General features: G+C 67.2%; 28 protein-coding genes and 2 pseudogenes. 13 read left to right on the top strand and 17 right to left on the bottom strand.

Features of this window, described 5'->3' with window-relative positions; genetic code table 11:
• Positions 1–16: 16 nt before the first annotated feature.
• The gene (locus tag DZC73_RS16990) at positions 17–1,255 is read right to left on the bottom strand and encodes a glycerophosphodiester phosphodiesterase (protein WP_124541535.1); all 1,239 of its coding nucleotides are present in this window, start codon (positions 1,253–1,255) and stop codon (positions 17–19) included.
• Positions 1,256–1,359: 104 nt separating this feature from the next.
• Between DZC73_RS16990 and rlmB the strand changes: the two genes are divergently transcribed.
• The 7 genes from rlmB (at position 1,360) to DZC73_RS16955 (ending at position 7,018) form a co-directional block, all read left to right on the top strand.
• Positions 1,360–2,091: a 23S rRNA (guanosine(2251)-2'-O)-methyltransferase RlmB gene (gene rlmB / locus DZC73_RS16985; RefSeq protein ID WP_124541534.1), complete on the top strand. Its 732-nt coding sequence runs from the start codon at positions 1,360–1,362 to the stop codon at positions 2,089–2,091.
• A 202-nt stretch (positions 2,092–2,293) separates the two neighbouring features.
• Entirely contained in the window at positions 2,294–3,334 is a 1,041-nt protein-coding gene (locus tag DZC73_RS16980) for a cytochrome-c peroxidase (RefSeq protein WP_124541533.1), read from the top strand.
• A gap of 18 nt (positions 3,335–3,352) precedes the next feature.
• On the top strand, positions 3,353–4,915 hold the full coding sequence (locus DZC73_RS16975) for a methyl-accepting chemotaxis protein (protein WP_124541532.1): 1,563 nt from the start codon (positions 3,353–3,355) through the stop codon (positions 4,913–4,915).
• Positions 4,916–4,938: 23 nt separating this feature from the next.
• A complete protein-coding gene (locus tag DZC73_RS16970; RefSeq protein ID WP_235835165.1) occupies positions 4,939–5,268 on the top strand; it encodes a cupredoxin domain-containing protein in 330 nt (109 codons plus the stop codon).
• Positions 5,269–5,285: 17 nt separating this feature from the next.
• Positions 5,286–5,699 (top strand): c-type cytochrome, encoded by a 414-nt coding sequence (locus DZC73_RS16965; protein ID WP_124541531.1) that lies wholly within the window; start codon positions 5,286–5,288, stop codon positions 5,697–5,699.
• Positions 5,700–5,748: 49 nt separating this feature from the next.
• Positions 5,749–6,375, top strand: a complete 627-nt coding sequence (gene upp, locus DZC73_RS16960; RefSeq protein WP_124541530.1) for a uracil phosphoribosyltransferase — start codon at positions 5,749–5,751, stop codon at positions 6,373–6,375.
• Positions 6,376–6,580: 205 nt separating this feature from the next.
• Positions 6,581–7,018: a hypothetical protein gene (locus DZC73_RS16955; protein WP_124541529.1), complete on the top strand. Its 438-nt coding sequence runs from the start codon at positions 6,581–6,583 to the stop codon at positions 7,016–7,018.
• Between the two features lie 12 nt (positions 7,019–7,030).
• Here the strand turns inward: DZC73_RS16955 and DZC73_RS16950 are convergent, their stop codons facing one another.
• Genes DZC73_RS16950 through DZC73_RS16940 form a run of 3 tightly spaced genes read right to left on the bottom strand, consistent with a single transcriptional unit; the run spans position 7,031 to position 9,179 of the window.
• Complete coding sequence (locus DZC73_RS16950; protein ID WP_124541528.1) at positions 7,031–7,579, bottom strand: chromate transporter; 549 nt, start codon at positions 7,577–7,579, stop codon at positions 7,031–7,033.
• The gene (locus DZC73_RS16945; RefSeq protein WP_124541527.1) at positions 7,576–8,175 is read right to left on the bottom strand and encodes a chromate transporter; all 600 of its coding nucleotides are present in this window, start codon (positions 8,173–8,175) and stop codon (positions 7,576–7,578) included. The genes DZC73_RS16950 and DZC73_RS16945 overlap by 4 nt, the downstream gene beginning before the upstream one ends.
• A complete protein-coding gene (locus tag DZC73_RS16940; RefSeq protein ID WP_124541526.1) occupies positions 8,172–9,179 on the bottom strand; it encodes a D-2-hydroxyacid dehydrogenase family protein in 1,008 nt (335 codons plus the stop codon). Before DZC73_RS16940 ends, DZC73_RS16945 begins: the two co-directional genes overlap by 4 nt.
• A 121-nt stretch (positions 9,180–9,300) precedes the next feature.
• Between DZC73_RS16940 and DZC73_RS16935 the strand changes: the two genes are divergently transcribed.
• Together DZC73_RS16935 and DZC73_RS16930 are read left to right on the top strand one after the other, a co-directional pair.
• Entirely contained in the window at positions 9,301–9,810 is a 510-nt protein-coding gene (locus DZC73_RS16935; RefSeq protein ID WP_124541525.1) for a DUF1993 domain-containing protein, read from the top strand.
• 29 nt (positions 9,811–9,839) lie between these two features.
• Positions 9,840–10,442 carry a LysE family translocator gene (locus tag DZC73_RS16930; RefSeq protein WP_198414882.1) on the top strand — a complete coding sequence of 201 codons (603 nt, stop codon included), beginning with the start codon at positions 9,840–9,842 and terminating at the stop codon, positions 10,440–10,442.
• Between the two features lie 8 nt (positions 10,443–10,450).
• On the opposite strand, the gene DZC73_RS16925 is transcribed toward DZC73_RS16930, so the two are convergent.
• Positions 10,451–10,804 (bottom strand): hypothetical protein, encoded by a 354-nt coding sequence (locus DZC73_RS16925; RefSeq protein ID WP_124541524.1) that lies wholly within the window; start codon positions 10,802–10,804, stop codon positions 10,451–10,453.
• The gene (locus DZC73_RS16920; RefSeq protein WP_124541523.1) at positions 10,801–11,289 is read right to left on the bottom strand and encodes a hypothetical protein; all 489 of its coding nucleotides are present in this window, start codon (positions 11,287–11,289) and stop codon (positions 10,801–10,803) included. The genes DZC73_RS16925 and DZC73_RS16920 overlap by 4 nt, the downstream gene beginning before the upstream one ends.
• A 167-nt stretch (positions 11,290–11,456) precedes the next feature.
• On the opposite strand from DZC73_RS16920, the gene DZC73_RS16915 reads away from it, so the two are divergent.
• Positions 11,457–13,859: a penicillin acylase family protein gene (locus DZC73_RS16915; RefSeq protein WP_124541522.1), complete on the top strand. Its 2,403-nt coding sequence runs from the start codon at positions 11,457–11,459 to the stop codon at positions 13,857–13,859.
• Positions 13,860–14,484: 625 nt separating this feature from the next.
• Here DZC73_RS16915 and DZC73_RS16910 read toward each other — a convergent pair.
• Together DZC73_RS16910 and lexA are read right to left on the bottom strand one after the other, a co-directional pair.
• Positions 14,485–14,784, bottom strand: a complete 300-nt coding sequence (locus tag DZC73_RS16910; protein ID WP_124541521.1) for a helix-hairpin-helix domain-containing protein — start codon at positions 14,782–14,784, stop codon at positions 14,485–14,487.
• 20 nt (positions 14,785–14,804) lie between these two features.
• Complete coding sequence (gene lexA / locus DZC73_RS16905; protein ID WP_124541520.1) at positions 14,805–15,482, bottom strand: transcriptional repressor LexA; 678 nt, start codon at positions 15,480–15,482, stop codon at positions 14,805–14,807.
• Positions 15,483–15,551: 69 nt separating this feature from the next.
• On the opposite strand from lexA, the gene DZC73_RS16900 reads away from it, so the two are divergent.
• Positions 15,552–16,487, top strand: a complete 936-nt coding sequence (locus tag DZC73_RS16900; protein WP_124541519.1) for an asparaginase — start codon at positions 15,552–15,554, stop codon at positions 16,485–16,487.
• 37 nt (positions 16,488–16,524) lie between these two features.
• Here the strand turns inward: DZC73_RS16900 and DZC73_RS30690 are convergent.
• The 4 genes and pseudogenes from DZC73_RS30690 to DZC73_RS16885 all read right to left on the bottom strand — a co-directional run.
• A pseudogene (locus tag DZC73_RS30690) lies at positions 16,525–16,611 on the bottom strand (PEP-CTERM sorting domain-containing protein); the annotation flags it as partial.
• Between the two features lie 129 nt (positions 16,612–16,740).
• A pseudogene (locus tag DZC73_RS16895) lies at positions 16,741–17,844 on the bottom strand (esterase-like activity of phytase family protein); the annotation flags it as partial.
• Between the two features lie 225 nt (positions 17,845–18,069).
• Positions 18,070–18,495: an organic hydroperoxide resistance protein gene (locus tag DZC73_RS16890; protein WP_124541517.1), complete on the bottom strand. Its 426-nt coding sequence runs from the start codon at positions 18,493–18,495 to the stop codon at positions 18,070–18,072.
• 54 nt (positions 18,496–18,549) lie between these two features.
• Entirely contained in the window at positions 18,550–19,032 is a 483-nt protein-coding gene (locus DZC73_RS16885; RefSeq protein ID WP_124541516.1) for a MarR family winged helix-turn-helix transcriptional regulator, read from the bottom strand.
• 94 nt (positions 19,033–19,126) lie between these two features.
• On the opposite strand from DZC73_RS16885, the gene DZC73_RS16880 reads away from it, so the two are divergent.
• The gene (locus DZC73_RS16880; protein WP_124541515.1) at positions 19,127–20,776 is read left to right on the top strand and encodes a RecQ family ATP-dependent DNA helicase; all 1,650 of its coding nucleotides are present in this window, start codon (positions 19,127–19,129) and stop codon (positions 20,774–20,776) included.
• Between the two features lie 26 nt (positions 20,777–20,802).
• Here DZC73_RS16880 and DZC73_RS16875 read toward each other — a convergent pair whose 3' ends face one another.
• The 5 genes from DZC73_RS16875 to DZC73_RS16855 are packed head-to-tail and all read right to left on the bottom strand — an operon-like array spanning position 20,803 to position 25,693.
• Positions 20,803–21,519: a hypothetical protein gene (locus DZC73_RS16875; RefSeq protein ID WP_124541514.1), complete on the bottom strand. Its 717-nt coding sequence runs from the start codon at positions 21,517–21,519 to the stop codon at positions 20,803–20,805.
• 52 nt (positions 21,520–21,571) lie between these two features.
• The gene (locus tag DZC73_RS16870) at positions 21,572–22,489 is read right to left on the bottom strand and encodes an efflux RND transporter periplasmic adaptor subunit (RefSeq protein WP_124541513.1); all 918 of its coding nucleotides are present in this window, start codon (positions 22,487–22,489) and stop codon (positions 21,572–21,574) included.
• The gene (locus DZC73_RS16865; RefSeq protein WP_124541512.1) at positions 22,486–23,199 is read right to left on the bottom strand and encodes an ABC transporter ATP-binding protein; all 714 of its coding nucleotides are present in this window, start codon (positions 23,197–23,199) and stop codon (positions 22,486–22,488) included. The genes DZC73_RS16870 and DZC73_RS16865 overlap by 4 nt, the downstream gene beginning before the upstream one ends.
• Positions 23,200–23,222: 23 nt before the next feature.
• A complete protein-coding gene (locus DZC73_RS16860; protein WP_124541511.1) occupies positions 23,223–24,365 on the bottom strand; it encodes an ABC transporter permease in 1,143 nt (380 codons plus the stop codon).
• Entirely contained in the window at positions 24,365–25,693 is a 1,329-nt protein-coding gene (locus DZC73_RS16855) for a TolC family protein (protein WP_161974621.1), read from the bottom strand. Before DZC73_RS16855 ends, DZC73_RS16860 begins: the two co-directional genes overlap by 1 nt.
• Positions 25,694–25,790: 97 nt before the next feature.
• Between DZC73_RS16855 and DZC73_RS16850 the strand changes: the two genes are divergently transcribed.
• A complete protein-coding gene (locus DZC73_RS16850; RefSeq protein WP_124541509.1) occupies positions 25,791–26,840 on the top strand; it encodes an alpha/beta hydrolase in 1,050 nt (349 codons plus the stop codon).
• The last annotated feature ends 2 nt before the right edge of the window (positions 26,841–26,842 follow it).

The raw sequence follows: 26,842 nt of genomic DNA, 5'->3' as shown, positions 1-26,842 counted from the left end.
AGAGGGACTCAGTCCATCAGTCGCGGTTCTTCGCGCACTTGTGCTCGTTGACGAGGCACTTCGCGTAGTTCGGGTCCGTCTTCAGCAGGAACTTCGCGCGGGCCACGAAGGCGATGTCGGCGGCATCCGAGAACACGCCATCCACGCCCATTTCATAGAAGGCCTGGATCTCGCTCACGGGCGAGCCCTGGTAGTCGCTGGCCAGGCGCTTCTGTTCGGGGCGGAAGGTGTAGGGATGCACCACCAGGCCCAGCTTGTGCGCGTTGGCCACGATGGCGGTGGCGGGCAGCAGGCCGCGGTCACGCTCGTCCACCAGACCGTCACCGGTCACGTCCTGGCAGGCGCCAGCCACGACCTTCTTGCAGGCGGTGCTCATCAGGTAGACCTTCCAGGGGCCGACGCCGTCGGCATAGGTGCGCACCTCGGCGAGGCCCGCGGGCGTGAGCAGGTCGCTGAACAGGCCGGCGCGGCCGGACACGACCCAGTCGTACGGCTTGTCGTAGGGCTTGTTGAAGGCCAGGCTGCCATCCGGGTTCACATCGTCCGCATCCACCAACTGCACCAGGCGCACGCTGGTCTTTGTGCGCAGGTACTTCAGGTTGGCCGTCTCGAAGGACTGGATGAACACCGGCGCGCTGCGGTGGTTCCAGCCGGCGCGGGTCAGTGCGGCCAGCAGGCGGTCTTCCAGCGGCAGGCCGATGCTCTGGTGGTAGGTCGGGTGCTTGGTCTCGGGGTAGATGCCGATCTGGCGGCCTTCCTCGCGCGACTTGCGCTTCACGAACTCGATGATCTCCTCGAAGCTCGGGATCTGGAACTTGCCGTTGAAGGCCGGGTCGCGGTCGCCCAGTGGCTGCACGGCGTGCAGGGTCTTGATCTCGGCGAGCGTGAAGTCGCTGGCCCAGAAGCCGTCGGTGGGCACGCCGTCCAGGGTCACCGTGCGGCGGCGCGAGGCGAACTCCGGGTGGCTCTTCACATCGGTGGTGTCGATGAGGTTGGGCTCGTGGCGGGCGATCAGGTGGCCATCCTTGGTGGCGACCAGGTCAGGCTCCACGAAGTCGGCGCCCAGCTCGATGCCCAGCGCGTAGTTTTCCAGCGTGTGGTCGGGCAGGTAGGCGGTGGCGCCGCCGCGGTGGCCGATGACGATCGGCGCGTTGTCGGCATGGCGTTGGCCGAGGTCGTGGGCGCAGGCGGGAAGGGCCGCGGCCAGGGTGATGGCAGCCAGGGCGATAGCGCTGGCACGGGCGAGCAGTTTCATCCGGAGGTCTCCTCGTTGGGGTTGTTGGCGGGCGCAGCACGGTATCCAGGGCGCATGACAGACCCATGAACCCGTGGCCGAAGGTAGCGGCTACCATCCCCGGCATGAGTAACAAGATCCTGTTCGGCTTCCACGCCGTGACCGTGCGGCTGAAGACCGCCCCCCAGTCCATCGTGGAAGTGCACGTCGATGCCACCCGGCGCGACCAGCGCATGCGCCAGTTCGTGGAGCGCGCCAAGGAGGCCGGCACCAAGGTCATCGACAGCGACGACGAGCGCCTGCAGAAGATGTGTGGCACCCATCGCCACCAGGGCGTGGTGGCGCGGGTCAACGCCGTGCAGATGAGCCATTCGCTGGACGACACGCTCGACGCCGTCGATGGCGACCCCCTGGTGCTGGTGCTGGACGGCATCACCGACCCGCACAACCTGGGCGCCTGCCTGCGTGTGGCCGACGGCGCCGGAGCCCATGCCGTGATTGCGCCCAAGGACCATGCGGTGGGCATCAACGCGACGGTGGCCAAGGTGGCCAGCGGCGCGGCCGAGACCGTGCCTTACTTCATGGTCACCAACCTGGCGCGCACCTTGAACGAATTGAAGGAGCGCAACATCCGGGTCATCGGCACCTCGGACGCGGCGCAGAAGTCGCTGTATGAGGTGGACCTGAGCGGCCCGGTAGCCCTGGTGCTCGGGGCCGAAGGCGCAGGGATGCGCCAGCTCACCACCAAGACCTGCGACGAACTCGTGCGTCTGCCCATGAAGGGCGCGGTCGAGAGCCTGAACGTGTCGGTGGCCTCGGGCATCTGCCTGTACGAGGCGGTGCGACAGCGCGGCTGATCCGCAAGGCGGGACAAGGCGCTTGCCGCGGCCTGGCCGGCCCCGGCTCCAGGGTTTTCCACGCCCAAAAGGGCGGCATTTCTCCCGCTTTTCCATTCAAGTCCGTGCGATCAACGGCCGAAGATCGCAGTGATGACACCTTGTTTCACAAAGGTGCGTCGGCCTTTCGGGGAGGCCGGAAAACATCACTGGAGTGGAATCCATGGACCGCATGCTGTTGAACACCTCGCTGGCCGCACTGTTGTGCGCCGCCCTCCCCAGCCTCGCGGCTGACGCCGCCCACTGGGCGCCTGCGCCGACGGCGGCCGACAAGGCGTGGCAGCTCCCTGCCGTTCCCATGCCGGCCGACAACGTCAGCAACCCCGCGCGCATCGCGCTGGGCCAGGCCTTGTTCTTCGACCCGCGCATGTCGGGCAACGGCGCCATGTCCTGCGCCAGCTGCCACAACCCGTCGCTGGGCTGGTCCGACGGCCTCAAGACCGCCGTGGGCTGGGGCGGCCAGGTGCTGGGCCGCGCCACGCCGACCGTTCTCAACACCGCCTACAACACCCAGTTCATGTGGGACGGCCGCAAGAAGTCGCTGGAAGACCAGGCGCTCGGGCCCATGAAGACCCCCCAGGAGATGAACACCGACTTCACGCAGTCGCTCGCCCGCCTGAAGGCCGTGCCGCTGTACGTGGAGATGTTCGAGAAGGCCTACCCCGGCGAAGGCGTGAAGGAAGAGACCATCGCCAAGGCGATCGCCGCCTTCGAGCGCACCGTCGTCGTCAACGACTCGCCCTTTGACCGCTGGCTGGCCGGCGACAAGAAGGCCATGACGGCGCAGCAATGGCGCGGCTTCAAGGTCTTCACCGATGCCGGCAAGGGCAACTGCGCCGCCTGCCACTCGGCGCCCAACTTCACCGACAACGGCTTCCACAACATCGGCCTGGCCAAGCAGGGCGACGGCGAAGCCGACCCGGGCCGCTTTGCCATCCGCAAGGTGGCCAGCATGCAAGGCGCCTTCAAGACGCCGGGCCTGCGCGACATCGAACTGACCGCGCCGTACTTCCGCAACGGCTCGGCGGCCACGCTCAAGGACGTGGTGGAGCACTACGTGCGTGGCGGCGACGACAAGACCAACCTGTCGACCAGCATGAAGCCGCTGACGCTGAGCGAGCAGGAGAAGGACGACCTCGTCGCCTTCATGAAGGCCCTGACCGGCAAGCAGAAGCCGCTGGTCGTCCCGCAACTGCCTCAGTAACCGGCACCGACTTTTCCCATGGGTTCCATGTTCAAGAAGCTGTTCGGCCGGACGCGGGATGCGTCCGCCGCTGCGGCTCCTGCGCGACAGGGTGGCGTGACGCAATGGAAGCGCCAGGTCACCGTGTTCGCGATGCTGATGATCCTGCTCGTGCTGGGCGTGGCCGGGACCTCGGGCGTGCTGATGTGGCGCATGCTGCGCGACGTGGCCGCGGTCGAGCGTGAAGGCGACGCCCGCATGCAGGCGGCCACGGCCACCCGCCTGGCCATCCTGGAGGTGGACCGGCTGCTCATGCAGACCATTGCGCTCACGGATTCCGACAAGGTGCGCGCATCGGCCGTGGCCTCGATCGCCGCGGCATCCAAGCTCGAAGACGCGATCACGGCCTTGAAGCAGGCACTGCCTGCCAACGCCGAGGTCGACGAAATGGCGCGGCTGGTGGACAGCGTGAAGCCCCCGCGCATGAAGGTGGTGGTCGCGGCTCGCAAGCGCGAGAACGACAAGGCGCTGGAGATGCTCGCAGCCATCGCCGATCCGCTCAAGCGCATCGACGATCTCTCCAGCTCCATCCAGAACAACCAGAGCGCCGAACTGCTTCGCGCGGCGCAACTGCGCGACGACAACTTCCGCAGCATGCTCATGGGCCTGGCCGGCGCGGCCTGCGGTGGCGTGCTGCTGGGCCTGGTCTTCTACTGGCGGCTGATGAAGCGCCTGGCACGCACCGACGAGGTCGAGCGCCTGCTGGGCGAAGTGCACGAGAGCGCGCAGCGGCTGGACAGCGACGGGCGGCAGCTCGCCCAGCTCAACGGCGACATGCGCCAGGCCAACGAGCAGCTCTCGGCCATGGTGGCGCACTTCCGCGACTCCTTCGGCGCCATGGGCGAGGACTCGCGCAAGGCGCTGGCCGAACTCGAATCCCTCACGCAGACCTGCCACACCTCGATGGCCACCTCGCGCCAGCAGGCCGGCGATGCCAACGTGGTGGCGCAGCAGGTGAAGGCCACCGTCGCGCAGATGCACGGCCTGCAGGAAGTGACCCAGGCGCTGGGCCGCAGCCGCAACCAGATCGCCAGCTTCACCGAAAGCATCGCGCGCATCTCGTCCACCACGCGGCTCTTGTCAATGAACGCCGCGGTGGAAGCTGCACGCGCCGGCGAGGCGGGCCGTGGCTTCAACGTCGTGGCGCAATCCATTCGCAGGCTGTCGGAAGACACGCAGACCGCCGCGGTGGAAATCCGCCGTGCGAGCGACGACATCAACCAGCAGTTGGCCAGCACCGAGCAGTCGGTGAGCAAGACACGCGAGCTGATGGACGACTGCGCGGCGCGCATCGCGGCGCTGGAGTCGTCGGCGGCGCAGAACCGGCAACTGATCGAAGCGATGTCCAGCGACGTGCAGGGCTTCCGCACCTCGTTCGAGCGGCAGACCGGCCGCGTGCGCGAGATGGACGGCGAGGTCGGCTCGCTGGACGGCACCTTGCAGGCGGGGCACTCGCACGCCCAACTCCTGGACGGCACGGCCAATGCCTTGTCGGACACCTCCTCGCGCATGCTCTCGCGGCTGGCGTCGGTGATGCAATGAAACGGCTCGAAAGGATCAAGACAATGAACGCAATGTCCCTCGCCCGCGCGCTGGCGCTCGCCGCTGCTGCGGCCTGCTGCACCGGCGCCTTCGCCACCGAGCACGTGGTCACCCAGAAGGCCAAGGCCTTCTCGACCAAGAAGCTCAGCCTCAAGGTGGGCGACTCCATCAAGTTCGTCAACGAAGACCCGTTCTCGCACAACGTGTTCTCGCTGTCGGATGCCAAGAGCTTCGACCTCGGCTCCTACGGCCAGGGCGGCTCCAAGAGCATCGTCTTCGACAAGCCGGGCACGGTGGAGGTCGAGTGCGCGGTGCATCCGGACATGAAGCTCATCGTCGAGGTGCAGAAGTGAGAGCGCTTGGGACCGCCATGTTGCGGTTGGGCATGGTGGTGCTGATGGCCTTGGCCGGCACCATGGTGCTCGCCGCCGACAAGCCTGCCGACAAAGGCGCTGACAAGGGCGCCCAGGGCGCGCTGCTGCCGCGCGACAGTACCGATGCCGCGGTGTTCCGCGGCGGCCTGGTCTACGCCAACTACTGCGTGACCTGCCACGGCTTCAACGCCGACGGCAATGGCCGCGCGGCACGGCTGTACAACCCCAAGCCCGCCAACCTGCGCATGAGCGACAAGAACGACGCGTACTTCGGTCTCATCATCCGCATGGGCGGCGAGGCCATGGGCCGTTCGCAGTTCATGCCGCCGTGGGGCGCGGAGCTGACGGACGAGCAGATGAAGGACCTGGTGTCCTACCTGCGCTCGATCAACATGCGGCCGAAGGAATGACGCGGTCGGGGATGGCTAAACTGGCTCATCGCCACTGCCATTCCTCGCCATGCCCGTCATCGACGTTCGCCACCCGCTGGTCAAGCACAAGGTCGGGCTGCTGCGCGAGCACGACATCTCGACCAAGAAATTCCGCGAGCTGACCAACGAGCTCGCCCGGCTGCTGGCGTACGAAGCCACGGCCGACTTTCCGCTGGAGAAGACCACCGTCCAGTGCTGGAGCGGCCCCACCGAGGTCGACCAGATCAGCGGCCGCAAGGTGACGGTGGTGCCCATCCTGCGTGCCGGCCTGGGCATGCTCGACGGCGTGCTGGACATGATTCCCAACGCCAAGGTCAGCGTGGTGGGCCTGAGCCGCAACCACGAGACCTTGCAGCCGGAAAATTACTTCGAAAAGTTCGTCGGCCACCTCGACCAGCGCACGGCCATCATCATCGACCCGATGCTCGCCACCGCGGGCTCGATGATTGCCACCGTGGACCTGCTCAAGAGCCGCGGCTGCACCGACATCCGCGCGCTGGTGCTGGTGGCGGCGCCCGAAGGCGTCGCGGCGCTGGACAAGGCGCATCCGGAGGTTCGCTGCTGGGCGGCGGCCATCGACAGCCACTTGAACGAAGTCGGCTACATCATTCCTGGCCTGGGCGACGCGGGCGACAAGATCTTCGGCACCAAGTAGAGCGCGCTCGAAGGCCGTCACCACGAGTCCGTCAGGGGATAGCCCAAATTGGTGCGGCGCTGATCCACACTAACCGTTTCTTCGAGAGCCCCGGCAGTTCTGCTTTACCGAAGGCTCCTTGAGTTTTACCGGCGTTCACAGGGAGGTCACGTTCCGGGCCCACACTCGGAATGTTGTACGCAGTCTGAACCGAGGAGAGCTCTCGATGAAGCATCCCTTCCGCTTCTGGATGACGGGTAGTGTTGCGGTGGTGATGGCGGCGCTGGGCATCGGCCGCGGCGCGCTGGCGCATGAGCGCAGCCCCCATTCTTCGCAGGCCAGCCGTTTCCGTGTCCTGGAAACGGTGCAGCGCATCGAGGCCTGTGCGCCTCAGCATGGCCTGTCGGTGTTCACCAGGGTGTGCAAGGGCGATGGGCGCGACGAGTTCACGCTCATCGTGTTCGAGTCCGCGGCCGGCGGCACGCCGGTGCTGATGGAAGGTCCCGAATCCCGGCCGGAACTGCCGTTGGCGGTGGTCGTGCGCGCTGATGCCGATGGCGCGACCGAGGTCCTGATCGCCGGCGAAACCTGGGACGACCTGCCGGCTGCCGTGGCGCGCGATCTCACCGAGCTGCCGATGCTGGTGGCCGACGCGCTGCGCTGACTCAGGCCTGATTCAAGCGAACCCGATGGCGCCCGCAATGGCGCCTGCCGCGACCATCCACATCGGGCTGAGCTTGGTGCGGACCATCACGACCACGGTCATCGCGACCAGCAGCATCGAGCCGACGTGACCGGTGGCCGGGCCGGACAGGATCCAGCCGGTGGCGATCAGCAGCCCGATGGTGACTGGCGCCAGCCCCGCGGTGAAGGCCTTCACGCCGCGTGTGTCCTTGCGTGCCTGGCCCCATCGCGTGGCCCACAGCGACAAGGCGGTGGACGGAATCAGGATGCCCGTCATCGCTGCCATCGCACCCACCGGCCCCGCCACGTTCCAGCCCAGCACCGCCACGAACAGCACGTTGGGCCCGGGCGCCGCCTGGGCGATGGCGATGGACGCGGTGAACTCCGGCGGCGTGAGCCAGCCCCGTTCGTTGACCAGGAAGCGGCTCATCTCCGGCGTGGTGGTGATGGCGCCGCCAATGGCCAGGAAGCTGAGCATCAGGAAGTGCCCGAACAGAGCGCCGATGTCGGCCCAGGAGTGGGTGGTCAGCCAGGCGGTCATGGGAGAGGCTTGAGTCGATGCCAGGCCACGCCGATCGCGATTGGCCCCAGCGCGAGCAGCACCCAGATCAGCGGCCAGCGCAGCAGCCCGACCGCCACGAAGGTCAGCGCGCCGAACACCATGCTGATGGGCACGCCCATTGGCCCCTTGCGCAGCGTGGTCGCAAGCTTGACGGCGGTGGCGATGACCAGCCCCGCCGACACCGCACCCATGCCGCGCAGCGCCCCGCTGACCATCGGGTGCGAGGCGAACTGCGCATACAGCGCCGCGATGCCCAGCACCACCAGCATGGGAATCAGCAGCATGCCGGCCAGGGCGGTGAACGCGCCGCGCAGGCCGAAATGGCGGTCGCCGATCATCAGCGACATGTTCACGATGTTGGGCCCGGGCAGCACCTGGCTCACGGAGAGGATTTCCACGAACTGCTCGCGGGTCATCCACTGCTTGTGTTCGACCAGCTCGCGCTGGGCGATCGCCAGCACGCCGCCGAAGCCCTGCATCGACAGGCTGGTGAAAGTCCAGAAGAGATCGCCCAGGGACCGGGGCGCGGCCGGTTCGGCCGGTGGGGGAGGGATGTCTGCGGTGTCGTCGCTCAACGCAAGACCTTCAGCGCGTCCGGGTTGACGATGTTGCTCGGATGACCATTCACGAAGTTGACCACGTTGTCGAAGGCCGCGCTGAAGTAGAGCTCATAACTGTCCTGCTCGACATAGCCGATGTGCGGTGTGCAGACGGCGTTCTCCAGCCGCAGCAGCGGGTGGCCCTGCAGGATGGGTTCGCTCTCGAACACGTCCACCGCCGCCATGCCGGGCCTCCCGCGGTTCAGCGCCGAAACCAGCGCGCCTTCCTCGATGAGCTCGGCCCGCGAGGTGTTCACCAGCAAGGCGGTCGGTTTCATCTGCGCCAGCGCCTCGTGCTTGACGATGCCGCGCGTCGTGTCGCTCAGCCGCAGGTGCAGGCTGAGCACATCGCAGGTAGCGAAGAAGTCCTCGCAGCTCGTCGCGGCCACATGGCCGTCTTCCACGGCCTTGCCGCGGGCCGACTCGCTGCCCCATACCACCACCGACATCCCGAAAGCCCGGCCGTAGCCGGCCACCAGCTGGCCGATCTTGCCGTAGCCCCAGATGCCCAGCTTCTTGCCCTTGAGCACCATGCCCAGTCCGAAATTTGGAGGCATGGAGGCGGCCTTCAGACCCGACTGCTGCCAGGCGCCGTGCTTGAGGTTGCCGATGTACTGCGGCAGCCGCCGCATGGCCGACATGATGAGCGCCCAGGTCAGTTCGGCCGGCGCCACTGGCGAGCCCACGCCCTCGGCCACGGCGATGCCCATGCGGGTGCAGGTCTCGATGTCGATGTGCGAGCCGATGCGTCCGGTCTGGGCAATGAGCTTGAGGCGGGGCAGCTTTTCCAGCAGCTGCTTGGGGAACTGGGTGCGCTCGCGGATCAGCACCAGCACGTCGGCGTCGCGCAAGCGCACCGACAGCTGGCCGATGCCCTTGACGGTGTTGGTGAACACCTTCGCGTTGAGGGATTCCAGCTTGCTCGCGCACCTGAGCTTGCGAACGGCGTCCTGATAGTCGTCGAGGATGATGATGTTCACAGGCTGATTGTGCCCCGTCTTTGGCACCCCGCTTGGGGCCTGTCCTGCACGTCCATCCGGTCGGCGGTAGCATCGCGGCTTCCCCCCGCAACCAACCAGACGATTCAGGAGACAAGCGTCCATGTCCATCTCCATGCATTCGGCCAGCGTGCCGATCTTCGTGCGCATGTTCAACAACCTGCTGACCTGGCTGGACAAGGCCGAGGCGCATGCTGCTGCCAAGAAATTCGAGCCCACCGTGCTGCTGGGCGCCCGCCTGGCACCGGACATGCTGCCCTTCACCAAGCAGATCCAGATCGCCAGCGACGCCGCCAAGTTCGGCGTGGCGCGCCTGGCCGGCATCGAGGCCCCGAAATTCGAGGACAACGAGGCCACGCTGGACGAACTGCGCGAGCGCATCCGCAAGACCATCGCCTTCGTGGAATCGGTGCCGGCCGACAAGATCAACGGCAGCGAGGACCACGACATCACCGTGCCCCGCCGTGACGGGCCCATCGTGGTCAAGGGCGAGCCCTACCTCAAGAACTTCGTGCTGCCCAACTTCTTCTTCCACGTGACCACCGCCTACGCCCTGCTGCGCCACAACGGCGTGGACCTGGGCAAGAGCGACTACCTCGGTCCGCTGAAGTGAGCCTGCCCATCCACGACCTGCCGCTGTTCATGACGGCGGCCCTGCTGGTGAACCTCACGCCCGGGCCGGACATGCTGTTCGTCATCGGCAACAGCGCGGCCAACGGCAAGCGTGCGGGCGTGATGGCATCGCTGGGCGTTGGTGCGGGCTGCGTGCTGCACACCGTGCTGGCGGCGGTGGGCCTGTCGGCGCTGCTGGCGGCGTCCGCCGTGGCCTTCGAGGTCGTGAAGTGGGTGGGGGCCGCCTACCTCGTGTGGGTGGGGCTGCAGATGCTGCGCAGCCGGCCGTCGAGCGAGCCCGGTGCGACGGCCGTGGCCGACCCGCGCAAGGTGTTCTGGCAGGGTGCGCTGACGAACGCACTCAACCCGAAGGTCGCCTTGTTCTTCCTGGCCTTCCTGCCCCAGTTCATCTCGCCCGGCGAGTCGGGCCAGGTGATGGCCTTCGTGGTGCTGGGCACGATCTTCAATGTGGGTGGTACCGCCATCAACGTGGCGATGTCGTTCATGGCCGGCGCGGTGCGCGAGCAGATGTCGCAGTCGGCCTCGGCCGGTCGCGTGGGCGCGTGGCTGCGGCGCGCGGTGGGCGCGGTGTTCGTCGGGCTGGGGGTGAAGCTGGCGCTGTCGTCCAGGTAGGGCGGCGCCTACGAATGCTGTAGCGGGGCAGGTACCGTCGCGCAGGCGTTGAACGGGAACAGGCTGTCCAACTGCCGGTGCAGCTCGATGCGATGCGTCAGCGTGCGCTGGTGGTGTGCCGGCAGCGAGGCCAGCAGCACGGCGCGGATGCGCCACAGCTCCACCGGCTCGTTGGCCGCGCGTACGCGCTGCTGGAGCATCTCGCCCACCGTGCCATCCACATCGGCGGCGGCACGCATGAACACCTGCTTCATCTCCACGAACGCACGGCGCGCGGCCATGCGGGCGAGGCGGTCATCGGGCATGCCGTAGCCATGGATGGCGGCGGCATGCTCGAACGAATGGGTGTGCGGCTTGGTCATGACTTCGACCTCCCTGGCTCGATGACATCGAATCCCCCGAAACCGCTCTTGGGCGCACGCGCCGGGAAATGGCGGTTGAGTTGCGCGAGGCGCGTTCGTGCCTCGGCTTGATCGCAATGGCAGGACACGGCGTTGAACACGTCGGCCCGCAGGTGCCACAGCTCGCGCAGCGAGCGGGCGTTGTGGATGCGGTGCGCCAGCTCGTCGGCGGCGCGGGTGGGAATGTCCGCGACGGCGTCAGCGAACTCCAGCCGCACCACGGGAAGCGGGGTGACGCCAGCCGGCGGCTGCGAGTCGTTGGAGTCGGCATTGGCGTGGCGGCGACGCTCGAAGCCTTCGCCCAGCCAGTCGATCAGGCGGTCCAGCAGCCGGTCCATGAAGCCAGCCTCGTGGCCGAAGGGGGCGGGCGGGCAGCTTTCCAGCCGGGCCGGCGCCTTGGCGGCCTGGCGCGACTTGGTTGGCAGCTGAACGAGACCCGACCACATGATGCTTTCCCCTGGGCCCGCCCTTGGCAGGCTGTGAGAGCATTGTTCGGCGGCCGCCCCTGGTGCGATCTCTGGAAAAGGGCTCGTAATGCCTGACTGATTCCCTTGGAGGCCGCCACGACAATGCGGGCCGGTCAAGCGGCCTCGTGCCGAGGTGGAGACGTTCAATGAAGTGGTTGCGCAGGTTCGCGGCGCTGGTGCTGCTGCTGGTTCTCGTGGTGGCGGCGGCCTGGTTCATCTACGTGAAGCAGGTGTCGCCGCAGGTGGACGGCAGCATGAGCATTGCCGGCCCGAAGGCGGAGATCCGCATCGAGCGCGATGCGAACGGCATTCCGACCATCAAGGCCATGTCGGTGGACGACGCGCTGTTCGGGCTGGGCTTCGTGCATGCGCAGGACCGGCTGTGGCAATTGGAGACGCACCGTCGCATCGGCTCAGGCCGGCTCGCCGAGGCCTTCGGCGAAGCGGCCCTGGACAACGACAAGTTCCTGCGCGCCCTGGGCGTGCGGCGCACGGCAGCGGTGCAGTGGGCCAATGCCAGTGCGCCGGCCAAGGCCGCCGTGCTGGCCTACACCGCGGGCATCAACGCCTATCTGGCACAAGGGCTGAAGGCGCGTCCGCCGGAGTTCATCCTGACGGGCGTGCAGCCCGAGCCCTGGATGCCCGAAGACACCATGGCCTGGCTGACCATGATGGCCTGGGACCTGGGCGGCAACTGGACCACCGAGATCCTGCGCATGCGCCTGGCGCTTCGCATGCCGGTGGATCGCATCAACGAACTGCTGCCGCCGTACCCGGGCGACAAACCGCTGGTGACGGCGGACTATGCCGCGCTGTACCGCGACCTGAAGATCGACGGACGAACCGGGCAGCAAGCCCTGCTGATGGCGCCGGAGTCGGGCATCGAGGGCATCGGCTCCAACAACTGGGTGGTGCACGGCTCGCACACCACCACCGGCAAGCCGCTGCTGGCCAACGACCCGCACCTGAAGCTCACCGCGCCGGCGCTGTGGTACCTGGCGCGGCTGGAGGCGCCCGGCTTCAAGGTGGCCGGCGCGACCATGCCGGGGCTGCCGGGCGTGGTGCTGGGGCAGAACGAGAACATCGCCTGGGGCTTCACGAACACCGGGCCGGATGTGCAGGACATCTACATCGAGCGCATCAAGCCCGATGACCCCACGCAGTACCAGACGCCCACGGGCTGGGCGCCGTTCGAGACAGTCAACGAGATCATCAAGGTCAAGGGCAAGCCGGATGTGGCGATCACCGTTCGGGCCACGCGGCACGGTCCGGTGATCTCCGATGGCCTGGAGGGCTTGACCGGGCCGGCCTCGCGGCCCACCTATGCGCTGGCCATGCGCTGGACGGCGCTGGACACCGACCTGGGCACCCTCGATGCCTCCATCGGCTTCAATACCGCGCGCTCGGTGGCGGAGTTCGTGGCCGCCTCGGCCAAGTACAGCGCGCCGATGCAGAACATGGTGGTGGCGGACCGCGAGGGACACATCGGCGTGGTGTCGGCCGGACGCGTGCCGCTGCGCAAGCCGGAGAACGACCTGAAGGGTCAGGTGCCGGCGCCGGGGTGGGACGCGCGCTACGACTGGAACGGATACCTCGAAGCGGGCCTCACGCCGCGTGAGATCGACCCTGAACGCGGCTGGATCGGCACGGCCAACCAGCGCATCCATCCAGTCGACTACCCGCACTACCTGACGAGCGAGTGGACGGTGCCCTACCGCATGCAGCGCATCGAGCAGATGCTCAAGGCCAAGCCGCAGCACAACATCGACAGCCTGCGCGACATGCAGGCGGACGTGCTGTCGCTGGCGACGCCGAAGGTGCTGCCCTACCTGCAGAAGGCAAAGTCCGCGCATCCGCTGGCGGCAGCCGCGCAGGAGCAACTGGCCGGCTTCGACGGGACCATGGCGGCCGACAAGGCAGCGCCGCTGATCCTGTGGTCCTGGACGCGGCATCTGGCGCAGCTCATCTTCGCTGACGAGGTGGGCGACAAGCTCTACGAGCGCTCGGGCCGCAGCTATCGCGACGCGCTGGAGGGTGTGCTGGAGCGCAAGGACGCCTGGTGGTGCGACAACAAGGACACGAAGGATGTCGTGGAGACCTGCGACCAGATGATCGACCTGGCTTTCACCAAGGCGCTGGAGGAGATCCAGGCGCAGCAAGGTCCGGACGTGTCGACATGGCAATGGAGCAAGGCCCACGTGGCGCGCTCGGAGCACCGGCCGTTGAGCCGTGTGAAGCCGCTGGCGAAGTGGTTCGAGTTGCGGACTCCGGTGGGCGGCGACACGTACACGCTGAACGTGTCGCGTGTGAACCTGCGGCCGGATGCGACGACCGGTGAGCTGTACCTGGACGAGCATGGGCCGTCGTTCCGCGGCTTGTATGACCTGGGTGATCCGAGCCAGTCGCGCTTCATGCATTCGAGCGGGCAGTCGGGGTTGTTCTTCTCGCCGCACTACAAGAGTTTTGTGCAGCCGTGGGCGAAGGTGGAGTACGTGCCGGTGTGGGGTGGGGCGGCGGAGTCGGTGCTGGTGTTGCAGCCTCGGAAGTAGGCTCTTTCTTCTCAGCGGATTGGTTGTGTCGCGACAGGCGGCATGGGCCAGGGGCTGCGGCTGTGGCGGTCGGCGCGTTGCGCCGACTGCGCTGCGCTGCTCGCACCGAGGGGTGTGCCTCGGAACTCCCTACGCGCCCCTGCGGTGCGCTGCGGTCAAACAGCCGAGGCAAGTATGAAGACGAAGCGCGCTGCGCGCGCCACCCCTCGGTGCTGCGCTGCTCGCCGCCACAGACGCAGCCCCTGGCCCATGCCGCCTGCCGCTCAACAACCGAAGGGTGTGCTCGACGAGAAAACCCAAAGCCGCAACAGCAAAGGCGTGGGTGGGCTGGCTGGGGCGCGCATCAGGAAGCGGCGAGGAGCGCAGGCTTCATGGGCGCGCGCGCAGCGCGCTTCGTCTTCTGACTTGCCGCAGCATGTTTGAACGCAGCGCACCGCAGGGGCGCGGAGTGAGTTCTGCGGCAGCCCATGAAGCCGAGCACCGCAGCGGAGTCGGCCAACGGCCGACCGCTTCCGCCGCGCGCCCCAGCCAGCCCACCCACGCCTTTGCAAACCCCCAAACCGATGCGCAAGCCCCAAAAACACAGACGAAAAAAAGGGAGGTCCGCAGACCTCCCTGATCAAGGCTAAACCTGTCCGAACAAGGCCTTTCGCTGGGGCGTGTACTTCCACCACGGCGCGGCCGGCGCGCCACCCATGAAGTCGGTGGCGGCCATGAAGGTGTCGAGCACGCAGGGGTCCTGGCGTTGGCCGGTCACTGCGCACAGCTTCTGGTAGAGCACGAAGGCATCCTTGCCGCGCAACTGGCGAGGTTCCTGGATGCCGATGAGCCTCAAGTCGGCCGCGAGCGATGGGCCGATGTTGGGCAGTTGTTCGAGTGTCTTGCACTCGGCCGCCGTCGCGGCCTTGGGGGCTTTGATGACCATGGCTTCTTCCACCGCCGTGCTCACATCAGCATGTTGTTTCGGATGAGACCCACGGCCAAGCCTTCGAGCTGGAAGTCCACGTCGCCGAAAGGCACGACGATGGTCTTGAAGTCGGGGTTCTCGGGGAGAAGTTCGATGCTCGTGCGCGTGCGCCTGAAGCGCTTGACGGTCACGTCGTCGCCCAGGCGCGCCACCACGATCTGGCCGTTCTTGGCGTCGGTGGCCTTCTGCACGGCAAGCAGGTCGCCGTCCATGATGCCGGCGTCTCGCATGCTCATGCCGCGCACCTTGAGCAGGTAGTCGGGCCGGCGGGCGAACATGCTGGCTTCCATGAGGAAGGTCTGGTCGATGTGCTCTTGCGCGAGGATGGGGCTGCCCGCCGCTACCCGGCCCACCAGCGGCAATGAGAGCTGCGCAAGGCTGGGCAGCGGAAGGCTGAACTGCTTGCCGCGGCTCTCGTTGAGCGCGCGCAGTGTGTCAGACTTCAACCGGATGCCGCGGGAGGTGCCGCCCACGAGTTCGATGACGCCCTTGCGGGCCAGGGCTTGGAGGTGTTCCTCGGCGGCGTTGGCGGAACGAAAGCCCAGTTCCGAGGCGATCTCGGCCCGGGTGGGCGGGGCGCCGGTGCGCTCGATGGCGCTCTGGACGAGGTCGAGAATCTGCTGTTGCCGTTCAGTGAGTTTCGGAGCGTCGTGCATCGGTGGGCCTCAAAGGAACCGGACTGAACATCCATCCAGTACCTGTATTTTCATCCAGCTTCAGAAAAAATGCAAAGCAATGCACAGACCGTCGTGGTGTTGGGCACCGGAGGCACCATCGCGGGCAAGGCGGCGGACGCCGGCGACAACGTGGGCTACACCGCGGGGCAGGTGGGTGTGCAGCAACTCGTGCAGGCCGTCCCGGCGCTCGCGCTTGTGCCGCTGGAGATGGAGCAGGTCGCCCAGCTCGACAGCAAGGACATGAGCCACGAGGTGTGGCGCACGCTGGCCTTGCGCTGCGAGCAGCACCTGGCCCGGCCGGAGGTGGCCGGCGTGGTCATCACCCATGGCACGGACACGATGGAAGAGACCGCCTGGTTCCTGCAGCGCGTGCTGGCGCCAGGCAAGCCGGTGGTGATCACCGGCGCGATGCGGCCCTCCACGGCCTTGCTGCGCGATGGCCCTCAGAATCTGCTCGACGCTGTGGCCGTGGTTCGCAGCGGGCAGGCACGTGGCGTGGTGGCGGTGATGTCGGGCCAGGTCCACGCCGCGCAGCGCTTCCGCAAGGTGCACGCCTACCGTGTCGATGCCTTCGATTCAGGCGATGCCGGGCCGCTGGCAGTGGTGGAAGAGGGCGCGGTGAAGGTCTTCGGCGAATGGCCGCGAGGCGAGGCGCTCGGCACCGCGGTGCTGGGCGGCGATGCCATGCAGTGGCCGCAGGTGGAGGTCGTCACCAGCCATGCCGGCGCGGGCGTGGCTGTCGTGAAGGCGCTCGTTTCGGCCGGCGTGAAGGGCCTGGTCGTCGCCTGCACCGGCAACGGCACCATCCATCGCGACATGGAAGAAGCGCTCATCGAGGCCAACCGGCAAGGCTTGGCCGTGCTGCGCAGCACGCGCACCGGCGGACGCATCCTGCCGACCATCCACGACAGCCTGCCCTCGGCGGACGAACTCCCGCCCGCCAAGGCGCGTGTCGAGTTGCTGCTGAGATTGCTCTCGGCATGAGCGCGGCGCTCCCCGCGAAAGGAGCGCCGCAAGGACATCAGCCGCGGCGGCGGCGCGACATCCAGCCCACGAGGCCCAGGCCGGCAAGCATCAGCGCATAGGTCTCGGGTTCGGGCACGGCCGTGATCTGCTGCGGCACGAAGGCGGAGCCGCCCAGGTCGGCGTCCCCGAAGCCGAAGACGAAGAACTGGTTGCCGTAGCTGACGCTGGTCTTCTTGTCCGACAGCAGCACATCGCCGAGGAAGTCGTTGTCGTTGGCGATGTACAGCGTGTGCTGCAGCTTGCCGCCGACCATCACGTCTTCGCCGAAGGCCAGGCTCTCCAGCTTGGCGGGGATGCGGTCGTCGGCGATGCCCGCGGCGTTCAGCGCGGCCTTGATGTCCAGGAACAGCGTCTTGCTCGGGGCCTTGGCCAGCAAGGCCGCAGCGCCGCTGAGTGCGGACACGTCGTCGGCACCGGCGATGTCCACCTTCCACACCTGCTTCACGACCGCCTTGGAACCGTCGCCCAGGCCCTTGCCGTCGCGCTCCAGCACGAGGAACTCGTGGTCGTTGAGCGCCACGATCTCGCTGCTGTTGTAGTTCTTGCCCGCGATGGTGTTGTTGTAGGCGAACTGCGTCACCTTTCCAGTGGCGATCTCGATCTTCACGATGCGGTTGGCTGCGCCGCCATCGCCGCCATCCTGCGCCAGCGGGCTTTGCATGAAGCCCACGAGATACTTGCCGTCCGGCGTGATGGCCAGGCCTTCCATGCCCTTGTTGGTGACGCGGCCCGTCGCGTTGGTCGCGATCTCCACGGCGCCCTGCGAGCTCTTGTTGGCGATGGCGAACATGTCAGGCAGCGCGAAGGTGCGGATGCGCTGGCCGGTGGCGCGGTCGAACTGGTAGACGTAGGGGCCGTACTCGTCGCTCACGAACACGCTCTTGCCGTCCTTGGAGACGCGGGCCGCCTCGGGGTCGAGGCGGGCGTCGTTCGGGTTGGTGGACAGGCCGGCGCCGAAGGCATCCGAGCGGCCGGTGAAGTAGTTCTTGCCCGCGCTGTTGATGCTGGGTGCAGGAGCCGTGCCGTAGTTGAGCGCGGTGGGGCTGGACAACAGCGTCGTGCCGGTCAGCGTGGGCGTGAGCGTGTAGGGCAGGGGCGAGCCGGAGGCGGCGGCGCTGAGCTCCAGCTTCAGCGTCTGGAAGCGGCCGATGAACGAGGTGGTGTCATCGACGGTGGAGTTCCAGGCCTTGGCATTGGGGCCGCGGTCCTGGATGCCGATGAATGTATTGCCGCCCGCCCAGGCGAGGCCTGAGCCGAGGCCGCCGGCCAGGCTGGCGGACAGGCCGTTCTCGAGCGTGCCGCTGAGCCCCGACATGTCCAGCGACTGGCCCGACAGGTTGCCCTGGGCGATCAACTGGATGGCGTGGGCTTGCGTGCCCATCAAAGCGAAAACGCCTGCCAGGGCGATGCCGGACAGGCGTGAAGGGAACGACGTCATGGGACTCTCCTCGGTTTCGTTGTGCAAAACCGGGGAGAGTGGCGCGCTTGCGTGAAACCTCCGTGACAGAGCCGGCACGGACCCTCAAGCGCGGGGGAGGCGTCAGACCAGGTTCAGCGTGACGTCGATGTTGCCGCGGGTGGCGTTCGAGTACGGGCACACCTGGTGGGCGGCGTCGACCAGCTTCTGCGCCACTTCACGGTCCAGGCCGGGCAGCGAGATGTTCAGCTTGGCCTGGATGCCAAAGCCGTTGGGGATGGGGCCGATGCCCACTTCCGCGGCGATCGACGCATCCGCCGGCACGGCGATCTTCAGCTTGCCGCCCACGGCCTTCATGGCGCCGATGAAGCAGGCCGAATAGCCGGCCGCGAACAACTGCTCGGGATTGGTGCCGGGGCCGCCGGCGCCGCCCAGTTCCTTCGGGGTGGAAAGGCGCACGTCGAGCACGCCGTCGGAGGACTTGGACGTGCCTTCGCGGCCGCCGGTGGACGTTGCATACGCGGTGTACAGGACTTTCTCGAGTGCCATGGTGGGCTCCTTTGCAGTGAACGTGATGACAGGGATGGGACGGATGTGCGGTGCTCAGCCAGCCACCGCGTCGGAGTAGTTCTGGATCTCGTCGCGCAGCGACTTCAGCCGCCGCGTGAGCGATGCGAGTTCGTCGATCGTGCAGTTCGCGGCGCACACCACCTCGGGTGGCACCTTCGCGGCACGGGACTTCAGCGCGCGGCCGGTGGACGTGAGGTGCAGCAGCACCCGGCGCTCGTCCACCGAGTCGCGCTGGCGTGTCACCAAGCCGTTGCCCTCCAGCCTCTTGAGCAGGGGCGTCAGCGTTCCGGAATCCAGCTGCAGGCGCTGGCCCAGTTCGGACACGGTGATGCCATCGCGCTCCCACAGCACCAGCATCGCGATGTATTGCGGGTAGGTGAGGTTCAGCGGGTCGAGCAGCGGCTTGTACATCTTGGTCATGGCCAGCGATGCGGAATACAGCGCGAAACACAGCTGGTGGTCCAGCTTCAGCATTTCGCTGGCGGGAGGCAGTGGCTGTGATGCGGTCTTGACCATGGAGCGAATTGTATTGCACACAATTTAAATGTGCAAAACCATTTTCGCGAAAAGGTTGTGGGATGGCCAGGCACCCCGGTTGCCTGAAGACGGCATGACCGCTCCCGTCATCCCAGACGCCGTGCGCCGCTCACTGCGTGACACATTCGGAATCTTTCGCCTCCACGACGGCCAGCAGCAGGTGATCAGCCGGGTGCTCAAGGGGCAGGACACCCTGGCCGTGATGCCCACCGGCGCCGGCAAGTCACTGTGCTACCAACTGCCTGCGCTTCACCTGGACGGCATCACGCTCGTGGTGTCGCCGCTCATTTCGCTGATGAAGGACCAGGCCGACAAGCTCGAACGCGCGGGCGTCGCCGTGGTGCAGCTCAACAGCGCCTTGCCGCGGCGCGAACAGGACGAGGCGATGGACCGCATTGCGCAGTCGCAGACAGCCATCGTCTTCGCCACGCCTGAACGGCTGTCGGATGACGCGTTCATCCAGGCCATGCAGCGGCAGAAGATCGCGCTGCTGGTGGTGGACGAGGCGCACTGCATCTCACAGTGGGGACACGACTTCAGGCCCGCTTTTTTGGAGATCAGCCACGCGCTGGAGCAACTGGGCAAGCCGACGGTGCTGGCGCTGACCGCCACGGCGATCTCCGACGTGATGGAAGACATCCGCCAGCAGCTGGGCCGGCCGCGGATGCACGTCGTCAGCACCGGCGTCTACCGGCCCAACCTGCACTTCCAGGTGGTGCAGTCCACGCGCGAGGACGAGAAGTTCACGCAGCTTCGCGAGGTGCTGGCCAAGGTGCAGGGTTGCGGCATCGTCTACACGGCGACGGTCAAGGCATGCGAGGAAATACACGATCGCCTCTCCGCGTCGGGGCTGGACGTGACCCGCTACCACGGCAAGCTCGGCGCGTCCGAGCGGCACGACAACCAGGACCGATTCATGAATGGCGAGTCACGCATCATGGTCGCGACCAACGCCTTCGGCATGGGCATCGACAAGGCCGACGTGCGCTTCGTCATCCACTACCAGATGCCGGGCAATGTCGAGTCGTACTACCAGGAGGCGGGACGGGCCGGGCGCGATGGCCAGCCGGCGGATTGCGTGCTGCTCTTCCTGCGCAAGGACAAGCAGGTGCAGCAGTTCTTCCTCGCCAAGCGCTATCCGACCTCGGACGACCTGCAGGCCGTGCACGCGGTGCTCAGCGCGGCGCCGCATCCGCTGCATCTCGATGAAATTGCCGCGCCTTTGCACGGCCTCAACCACAACCGCGTGACGGTCGCACTCAAGCTGCTGCGAGACGGCGGCGTCGCGACGGCGAATCGCTCACGCGCGTGGTCGCTCAAGAACGGCCAGCCGGCTGACATGCCCCGTTTGCGCGAGCTGGCGCAGGCCTACGAAGACAAGGCCGAGCGCGACCAGGAAGCGCTGGAACGCCTGGTGTTCTATGCACAGACGGGCTTCTGCCGTTGGCGCGTGCTGCTGGAGTACTTCGACGAGCCCTTGATGGAAGGCGAGCGCTGCGGGCATTGCGACAACTGCCTGCGGCCGGCAGAGGACGCGGCGAGCGCGCCTGAAGACACTGCACCTGCGGCCCTGGCCGAACCTGCGTTCAAGTCAGGCGATGGCGTGAGCGTTCCTCGCTACGGCGATGGAACGGTGGACCGCGTGGCGGGTGAGGAGGTCACGGTCGTTTTTCCAGACGGTGCGAAGCGCGCTTTCGCGGTGGACTACGTGAGGCCTGCATAGCGCGGCACCCGTGTCGCGCCAGACGCTCAGAAGCGCAGGCCCGCAGCAACCCGTGTCGCATCCACCGCAGAGAAGTTCTGGTTGGGATCCCGCGCAACGCGAATGAACCATGCGGGAAAGTCGATCGTGGCACTCCAGCCCCAGGCCCGCACCTCGGCCTCGTCACCCATGCCGGTCTTGCGCATGAGGTCCAGGGTCAGCCGCCAGTCGTCGCGCACGGGCCAGCGGCCCGACAGGTGCCAGTCCTTTTGGCCGGTATGCAGCCGGTCGTCGGCGATGACGGACAGCATCAGGCTGCGTCCGCCGTCACCGTGCCAGCCGACCCCGAGCGTGATGGCATCGTTCGGGTCGAAGTTGAGGTTGAAGTACGGACGCAGGTTCGTGCGGCCCCAACCCACGACCGCGAACCACGGGTCGCCCACCTGCAGGTTCAGGCTCCCGCCGAAGAAGCCGCGCGAGGCCGCCTGCAACGACGGCTGGAGCTGGGCCGTGCCGCCCAGGGAAATCGAGGTGTCGAACCCCGTGCGGACCTGGCTGCCGAATGCCGGGTCATGGTAGGCGCCGACCCACACGCTGGTGTCGTCGCGGCGCCAGCGCAGGTTGGTGTCGCGGCCGTCCGAGCCGTCGCTGTAGTGGTAGTTCCCGAGGGTCAGTTTCCAGGGGCGGGTGGCTTGCTCGTCCGCATGGGCGCACAAGGATCCTGCGAGGCCCACGAGAACGGCGATGGTTTGACGCTTGATCATTGGAAGTCCTCTCCCGATTCACCCGGTGCAGACAGGCGATGGACGTCCATTCTCATCGCAGGAACCTGACGCGAACCCGCTGGCCGATGCGAAGGGCCTGGTCGTCCAGCCTGAGCACGCATTCGACGCTTCTGGCATCCACGGCGGGCTGTGACTCGTCGCCCAGGCGAGCCGGCCCGAACACCTCGCCGATGCGGATGACCTGCGCTGTGTGGCTGGCTGCGTCCGCGCCCGACAGGATGATCTCCGCACGCGTTCCCGGCTTGACGCGATCCACCAGCTCTTCGTTCAGGTCGGCCAGCACGACCAGGGGCCGCGGCGGCTTGATGCTGAACAACGGCGCCGCGGCGTTCACGCCGTCGCCCACGTGCGCGAACCGTTCGACGATGCGTCCGGCGGCCTGCGCGCGAACGGCCGACGACAGGACCGCCTCCTGCGCCAGATCGCGTTGCCGGCGTGCCACCTGGGCGGCGGCTTCTAGCGCTGCGATGTCCGCTTCGAGTTCATGCACGGCCGCTGCTGCATCGTCGGACATCTGCCCGCTTTGCGCGCCCGCGGCTGCGGCGTCCCGCATGCGCTGCGACCGCTCCTTGAGCGCGGGCAGGCGGGCGCGTTGCGCACTCACTCGCGCCAGGGCTTGATCGAGCTCGGCCTGGGCCAGGGCCACGGCAAGCTCCGCCTTCTTCGTGGCGAGGTGGGCCACGACCTGGCCCGCGGCCACCTCGTCGCCGATGTCGACGAGCACCTTGTCGATCACGCCTTCGCGCGGCGCAACGATGCGCTGGACGCCGCCTTCCACATCCACGCGGCCCTTGGCCTGGGCCACAGCCTCGACCGTGGCTGCAGCCGGGGCCGGGGCCTGCGATGCCTCGGGTCCCGGAGTGCATGCCGCCGCCAGTGCGCACACGAGTCCCGTGGCCACGGTGGACGCGACGCGGCGCATGAGCCATGTGTTGGCGTTGGTCTTCATGGGGTTGCCGCCTCCAGCGCGGTCGGGCTCGTGTCGCTGACGATGCGGCCGTCTTCCATCTGCATCACTCGGTCGCCTTCCTTGATGAGTCTCGGGTCATGACTGACGCAAAGAATCGCGGTGCCATGGTGGCGCGCGATCGAATGCAGCAGCTCGATGAGTTGTCGTCCGTTGGCGGCATCGAGCGCGCTGGTCGGTTCGTCGGCGAACAGAAGCTGCGGACGCTTGGCCAGGGCGCGGGCGATCGCCACGCGCTGCTTCTCTCCGCCCGACAGCTGCGACGGGCGCAGATCGGCGCGCGCACTCATGCGCACCTCCTCCAGGGCTTCATCCGCACGGCGCCGGGCCGCCGCGGGGTCGATGCCCAGGTAGCCCAGCGGAAGCATCACCTGCTCCCGGCATGACAGGGCACCGAACAGGTTGAACCCCTGGAAGATGAAGCCCGTGTGCCGCAGCCTGAATTGTTCGAGCTGCCGGGGCGACATTCGCCACAGCTCGTTGCCGAGCACCGTCACCTCGCCTGCATCCGGCCTGAGCAGGCCACCCAGCAGCGCCAGCAGCGTGCTCTTGCCGCAGCCCGAGGGGCCTTCGACCAGCGTCAGCTGCGCGGGCGCGATCTCGATCGACAAGCCTTGAAGCACCGGCGTCTGGAGCTTGCCACTGCGGTACGACTTGCACAGGCCGGTGGCTTGGATGGCGGGATGTTCCATGGCGTGGGCTGGAGGTTGCGACGTCAGCGCAACAAGGTGGCAGGGTCGGCACGGCGGAGCACGCGTGTCGCGGCCAGGCCCGAGAGCAGCGAGATGCCCATGACGACGACGATGCAGGCGAAGGCCGCCCACCCGTCGAGCGACACCGGCACATCGTTGCGGCTTGCCAGCCAGAGCGCCGCAGCGGTCGCGGCGATGCCCATCAGCAGCCCGGCGGCACCGACCCAGGCCGACTGCTCCAGCACCACGCGCTTGAGCGAGCCCATCCCCACGCCCAGCGCGTGCAGGGTGGCGTATTCGTTCACCGATCCACCCACCGCGCCCATGAGCGACTGGCTCGTGATGACGATGCCCACGACACACACGATGCACGACAGGAAGAGCACGCCCAGGCCGGCGCCGGTCTCGAACATCCAGTAGAAAATCGCCAGGCGAGAGAACTCGGCCCGCGTCCACGCTTGGTAGCCGTGTCGCTGTCCGTCGGCATCGAGTTGGGCCCGCACCTGCACAGCCTTGGCGGGTTCGCGCAGCGTCGCCACGAAGTAGGTATTCCGTTCGTCCGATGGCGGGCTTCCAAGGATCCGCCGTGCCGTGTCGACCGATGCCAGCACGTTCACGCCACCAAGTGCGCGAAGGCCCGTCGCAATGCCGACGACGCGCACGCTGTGGCCGTTGAGCTGCACGCGCGAACCGGTGTCCACGCCCAGCTTGGCCAGGTCCGCGCGTTCCACGATCACGCCTTCGGGTTCGGCCAGCCGTGCCCGCATGTCGTCTGAAATGGACCGCGAGAACATCACGCTGCCTGCCTTGGTGGCAATGCCCGACACCGACACCGACACGGCACCTCGGCCGGTGCCGGATCGCCAGTCGGCATCGACCCAGAGAAATGGTTCGAGCGAACGCACCTGCGGATGCATCCGCAGCCAGGTGTCGGTGTCCGCGGGAAGCGGACGGCCCAGTTCGACGCTTTGCGTTCCGGGCGCGCCGATCCACAGGTCACCGCCCGATCGATCGATGAACACGGCGGCACTGCCGAAGATGCCGAGCACGAGGGCGGTCTGCACGAGCAGCAGGAGCGCGGAGAACGCGACGGACAAGGTGGCCGGCGCAAACCGCCTCCACTCGTGGACGAGCGTCTTTCGCGCGAGCGCGACCTTGGCGCGCATCAGCCGGCGTCTCGCATGGCTTGCACGCGTGCTTCGTCGGCCATTGGATTCGCGCCGCCCAGTGCTTTGTAGAGCCGCACAAAGGCGAGTTGTTGTGCCAGTTCGGCATCGAGGGTCGCCAGCCGCGATTTGATCAAGGCTTCCTGCGAATCCTCCAGGTCGAATCGGTCGGCTTGCTTCAGGCGAAAGCGCTGTTCGGCGCGCAGGGCCAGTTGTTCCGCATCCCGTTCCATGGCCGACAGGCGCTCGCGGCGTTCACGCTGCGTGCTCAGCGAGGCCATGGCCGATTCCACCTCGGCGATGCCTTCGAGCACGCTCTGCCGATAGTCCAGCACGGCGGCCTGCATCTGCGCCAGGCGCGCCTGCGACACCGCCTGGCGCGCACCGGCATCGAACAGCGGAATGTCCACGAAGGGCGCCGCAGAAAGAATGCCGTGGCTGGTGGAACCCGCCCCGCTCAGCGGCACGGCCACGCTCAAGGTGCCGTTCAGCGAGAGGCGCGGATGACGGTTGGCCTCGGCCTCACGGGCCGAACCGAAGGCCTTCATGACCTGATGCTCGGCCCGCTGGATGTCGGGCCGTGTGCGAATGATGTCTGCCGGCAACTGCGAGATTCGCACCGCCGGCAGATCGAAGCGGGTGCAGGGCAGCGTGTCGGGGCCCGTGGCGTTGTGGTCTCCAGCGAGCACCGCCATCTGCGACCGGATTCCCGCCACGACGGTCGAAGCTTCCCACGCCTCGAGACGCAACTGCTCGAGCTCGCGCCGCGCACGGGCCACGTCGTCCTGCGAGGCCTGGCGCACGGACACGCGCGATTGCCACAGTGCCAGGCGGCGTTCCTGGACGGACACGCTGTCAGCCAGCAACGCCTGACGGCATGCTGAATGGCGCCACCCAAGCCAGGTGCGCACGACCTCCGCGACCACGGCCACGCGGGCCGCCTTCAGGTCTGCCGACGCGGTCTGCGCGTCCGCTTGCGCCGCATCGATCTCGGCAGCGGTGCGGCCGAACAAGCCTGCTTCCCACTGCGCGTCAAACCCCGCAATGAAGTAGTTGCGCCGGCTGTCAGGGCTTGGAATGGCCGAGGTGTCGAAGCGCAGCACAGGGGAGGCGCCGGCTTGCGAGGCCTGCAGCATCGAACGCGCTGCGCGGACTCGTTGTGCCGCTGCGGCGATGCTCAGGTTGCCGCCCCTGGCGCGGATGACCCATGCATCGAGCTGCTCGTCGCCGAAAGCTCGCCACCATTGATCGAGGTCGGGTTCGACGACCTTCGCCGCTTCTGCAGACGCCGTTGTCTCGCGCCATGCTGCAGGTGTTTGCGCCTTCAACTCAGGCGCGCGAAGCGGCGAGCTGCAACCCGCCGATGCAGCGATCAACAGCCACAGGGCCCCATGCGAAAGAGGCTTGAGGCATGGGCCTGTTCGCGTGGGAATCGGCATGGTGTGCAGGGGCTTGGAGGGGTCTCGAATCGAGTGGTACCGACTCGTTCCTGAGCGGTGCCTGACGGTGCCGAAACGGCGAGGACATGAAATAATTCTAGGCTTCAATTCGGCCGCTGATCTCGATCATTCCTTCGCCATGTTCGTCTCGCATCGAGGTCTTGCTCCGATGAATTCGCGCCGTCCTTCGACGATGCCGCGACTGCTTCTCTTCCACGGACTTGCGAGTTCATCCAAGGAATTCGGACTGCTCGTGCATCCGCTGCGCCGCGCCGGCGTGCGCTTCGATGCGCTCGACGTCAACGGCTACACGCATGGCACCATGCCCGATCGCGCGCGCTGGCAAGACTGGGTCGACGCGGCGTGTGCCCGAGTCGATGCGGTACTCGACAGTTCCAATGAACCCATCGTGCTCGGCGGCCTGTGCACCGGTGCCATGCTGGCCCTCGCGGTGGCATCGCGGCGCCGTCATGCAGGGCTGGTGGGACTCGCGTTGCTGTCGCCCCTGTTTTCATACGACGGCTGGTCGCTGCCGTGGTGGTATGGGTTTCGCCACCTCGCCTATCTCCTGCGCCTTGAGCACCGCTACGTGATGCGCGAGCGCTCTCCCTTTGGCCTGAAGAACGAGCGCATGCGGCAAATGGTCCGCACGCAGTTGCAGGACAAGACCAGCGCGAGCGTCGTGGGGCCCGCCGAGGTGTCGCTGCAGGTCGTTCGCGAGAGCGAGCGGCTGTCGGCACATGCGCGCTCGGTCCTGGCCGGCCTTCACCTGCCCACGCTCGCGCTGCATGCGCGTGACGACGAGATCTGCCGGCTGGCGAGCGTGCGCCAGGCGCTCGCATCGATGCGGCCGGAGTCACTGCAACTGAAGGTGCTGGAGAACAGCTACCACATGATCACCGCCGACAACGACCGCAAGGAGGTCGCCGATGAACTGGCGGCGTTCGTTCGGTCGCTGTCAGTGCCTGCCTCACGCAACAGCAGCTTGTCCGCGAACGGAAAGCCACTGATGGTGTCGGGCGCCTCCTCCGTCTGAAC

Origin of the sequence: Rhizobacter terrae, assembly GCF_003852895.1 — a bacterium.
Lineage (GTDB): Bacteria > Pseudomonadota > Gammaproteobacteria > Burkholderiales > Burkholderiaceae_C > Albitalea > Albitalea terrae.
Note: the sequence above shows the minus strand (reverse complement) of the source record. Positions and strands in the feature narration are given on the sequence as shown.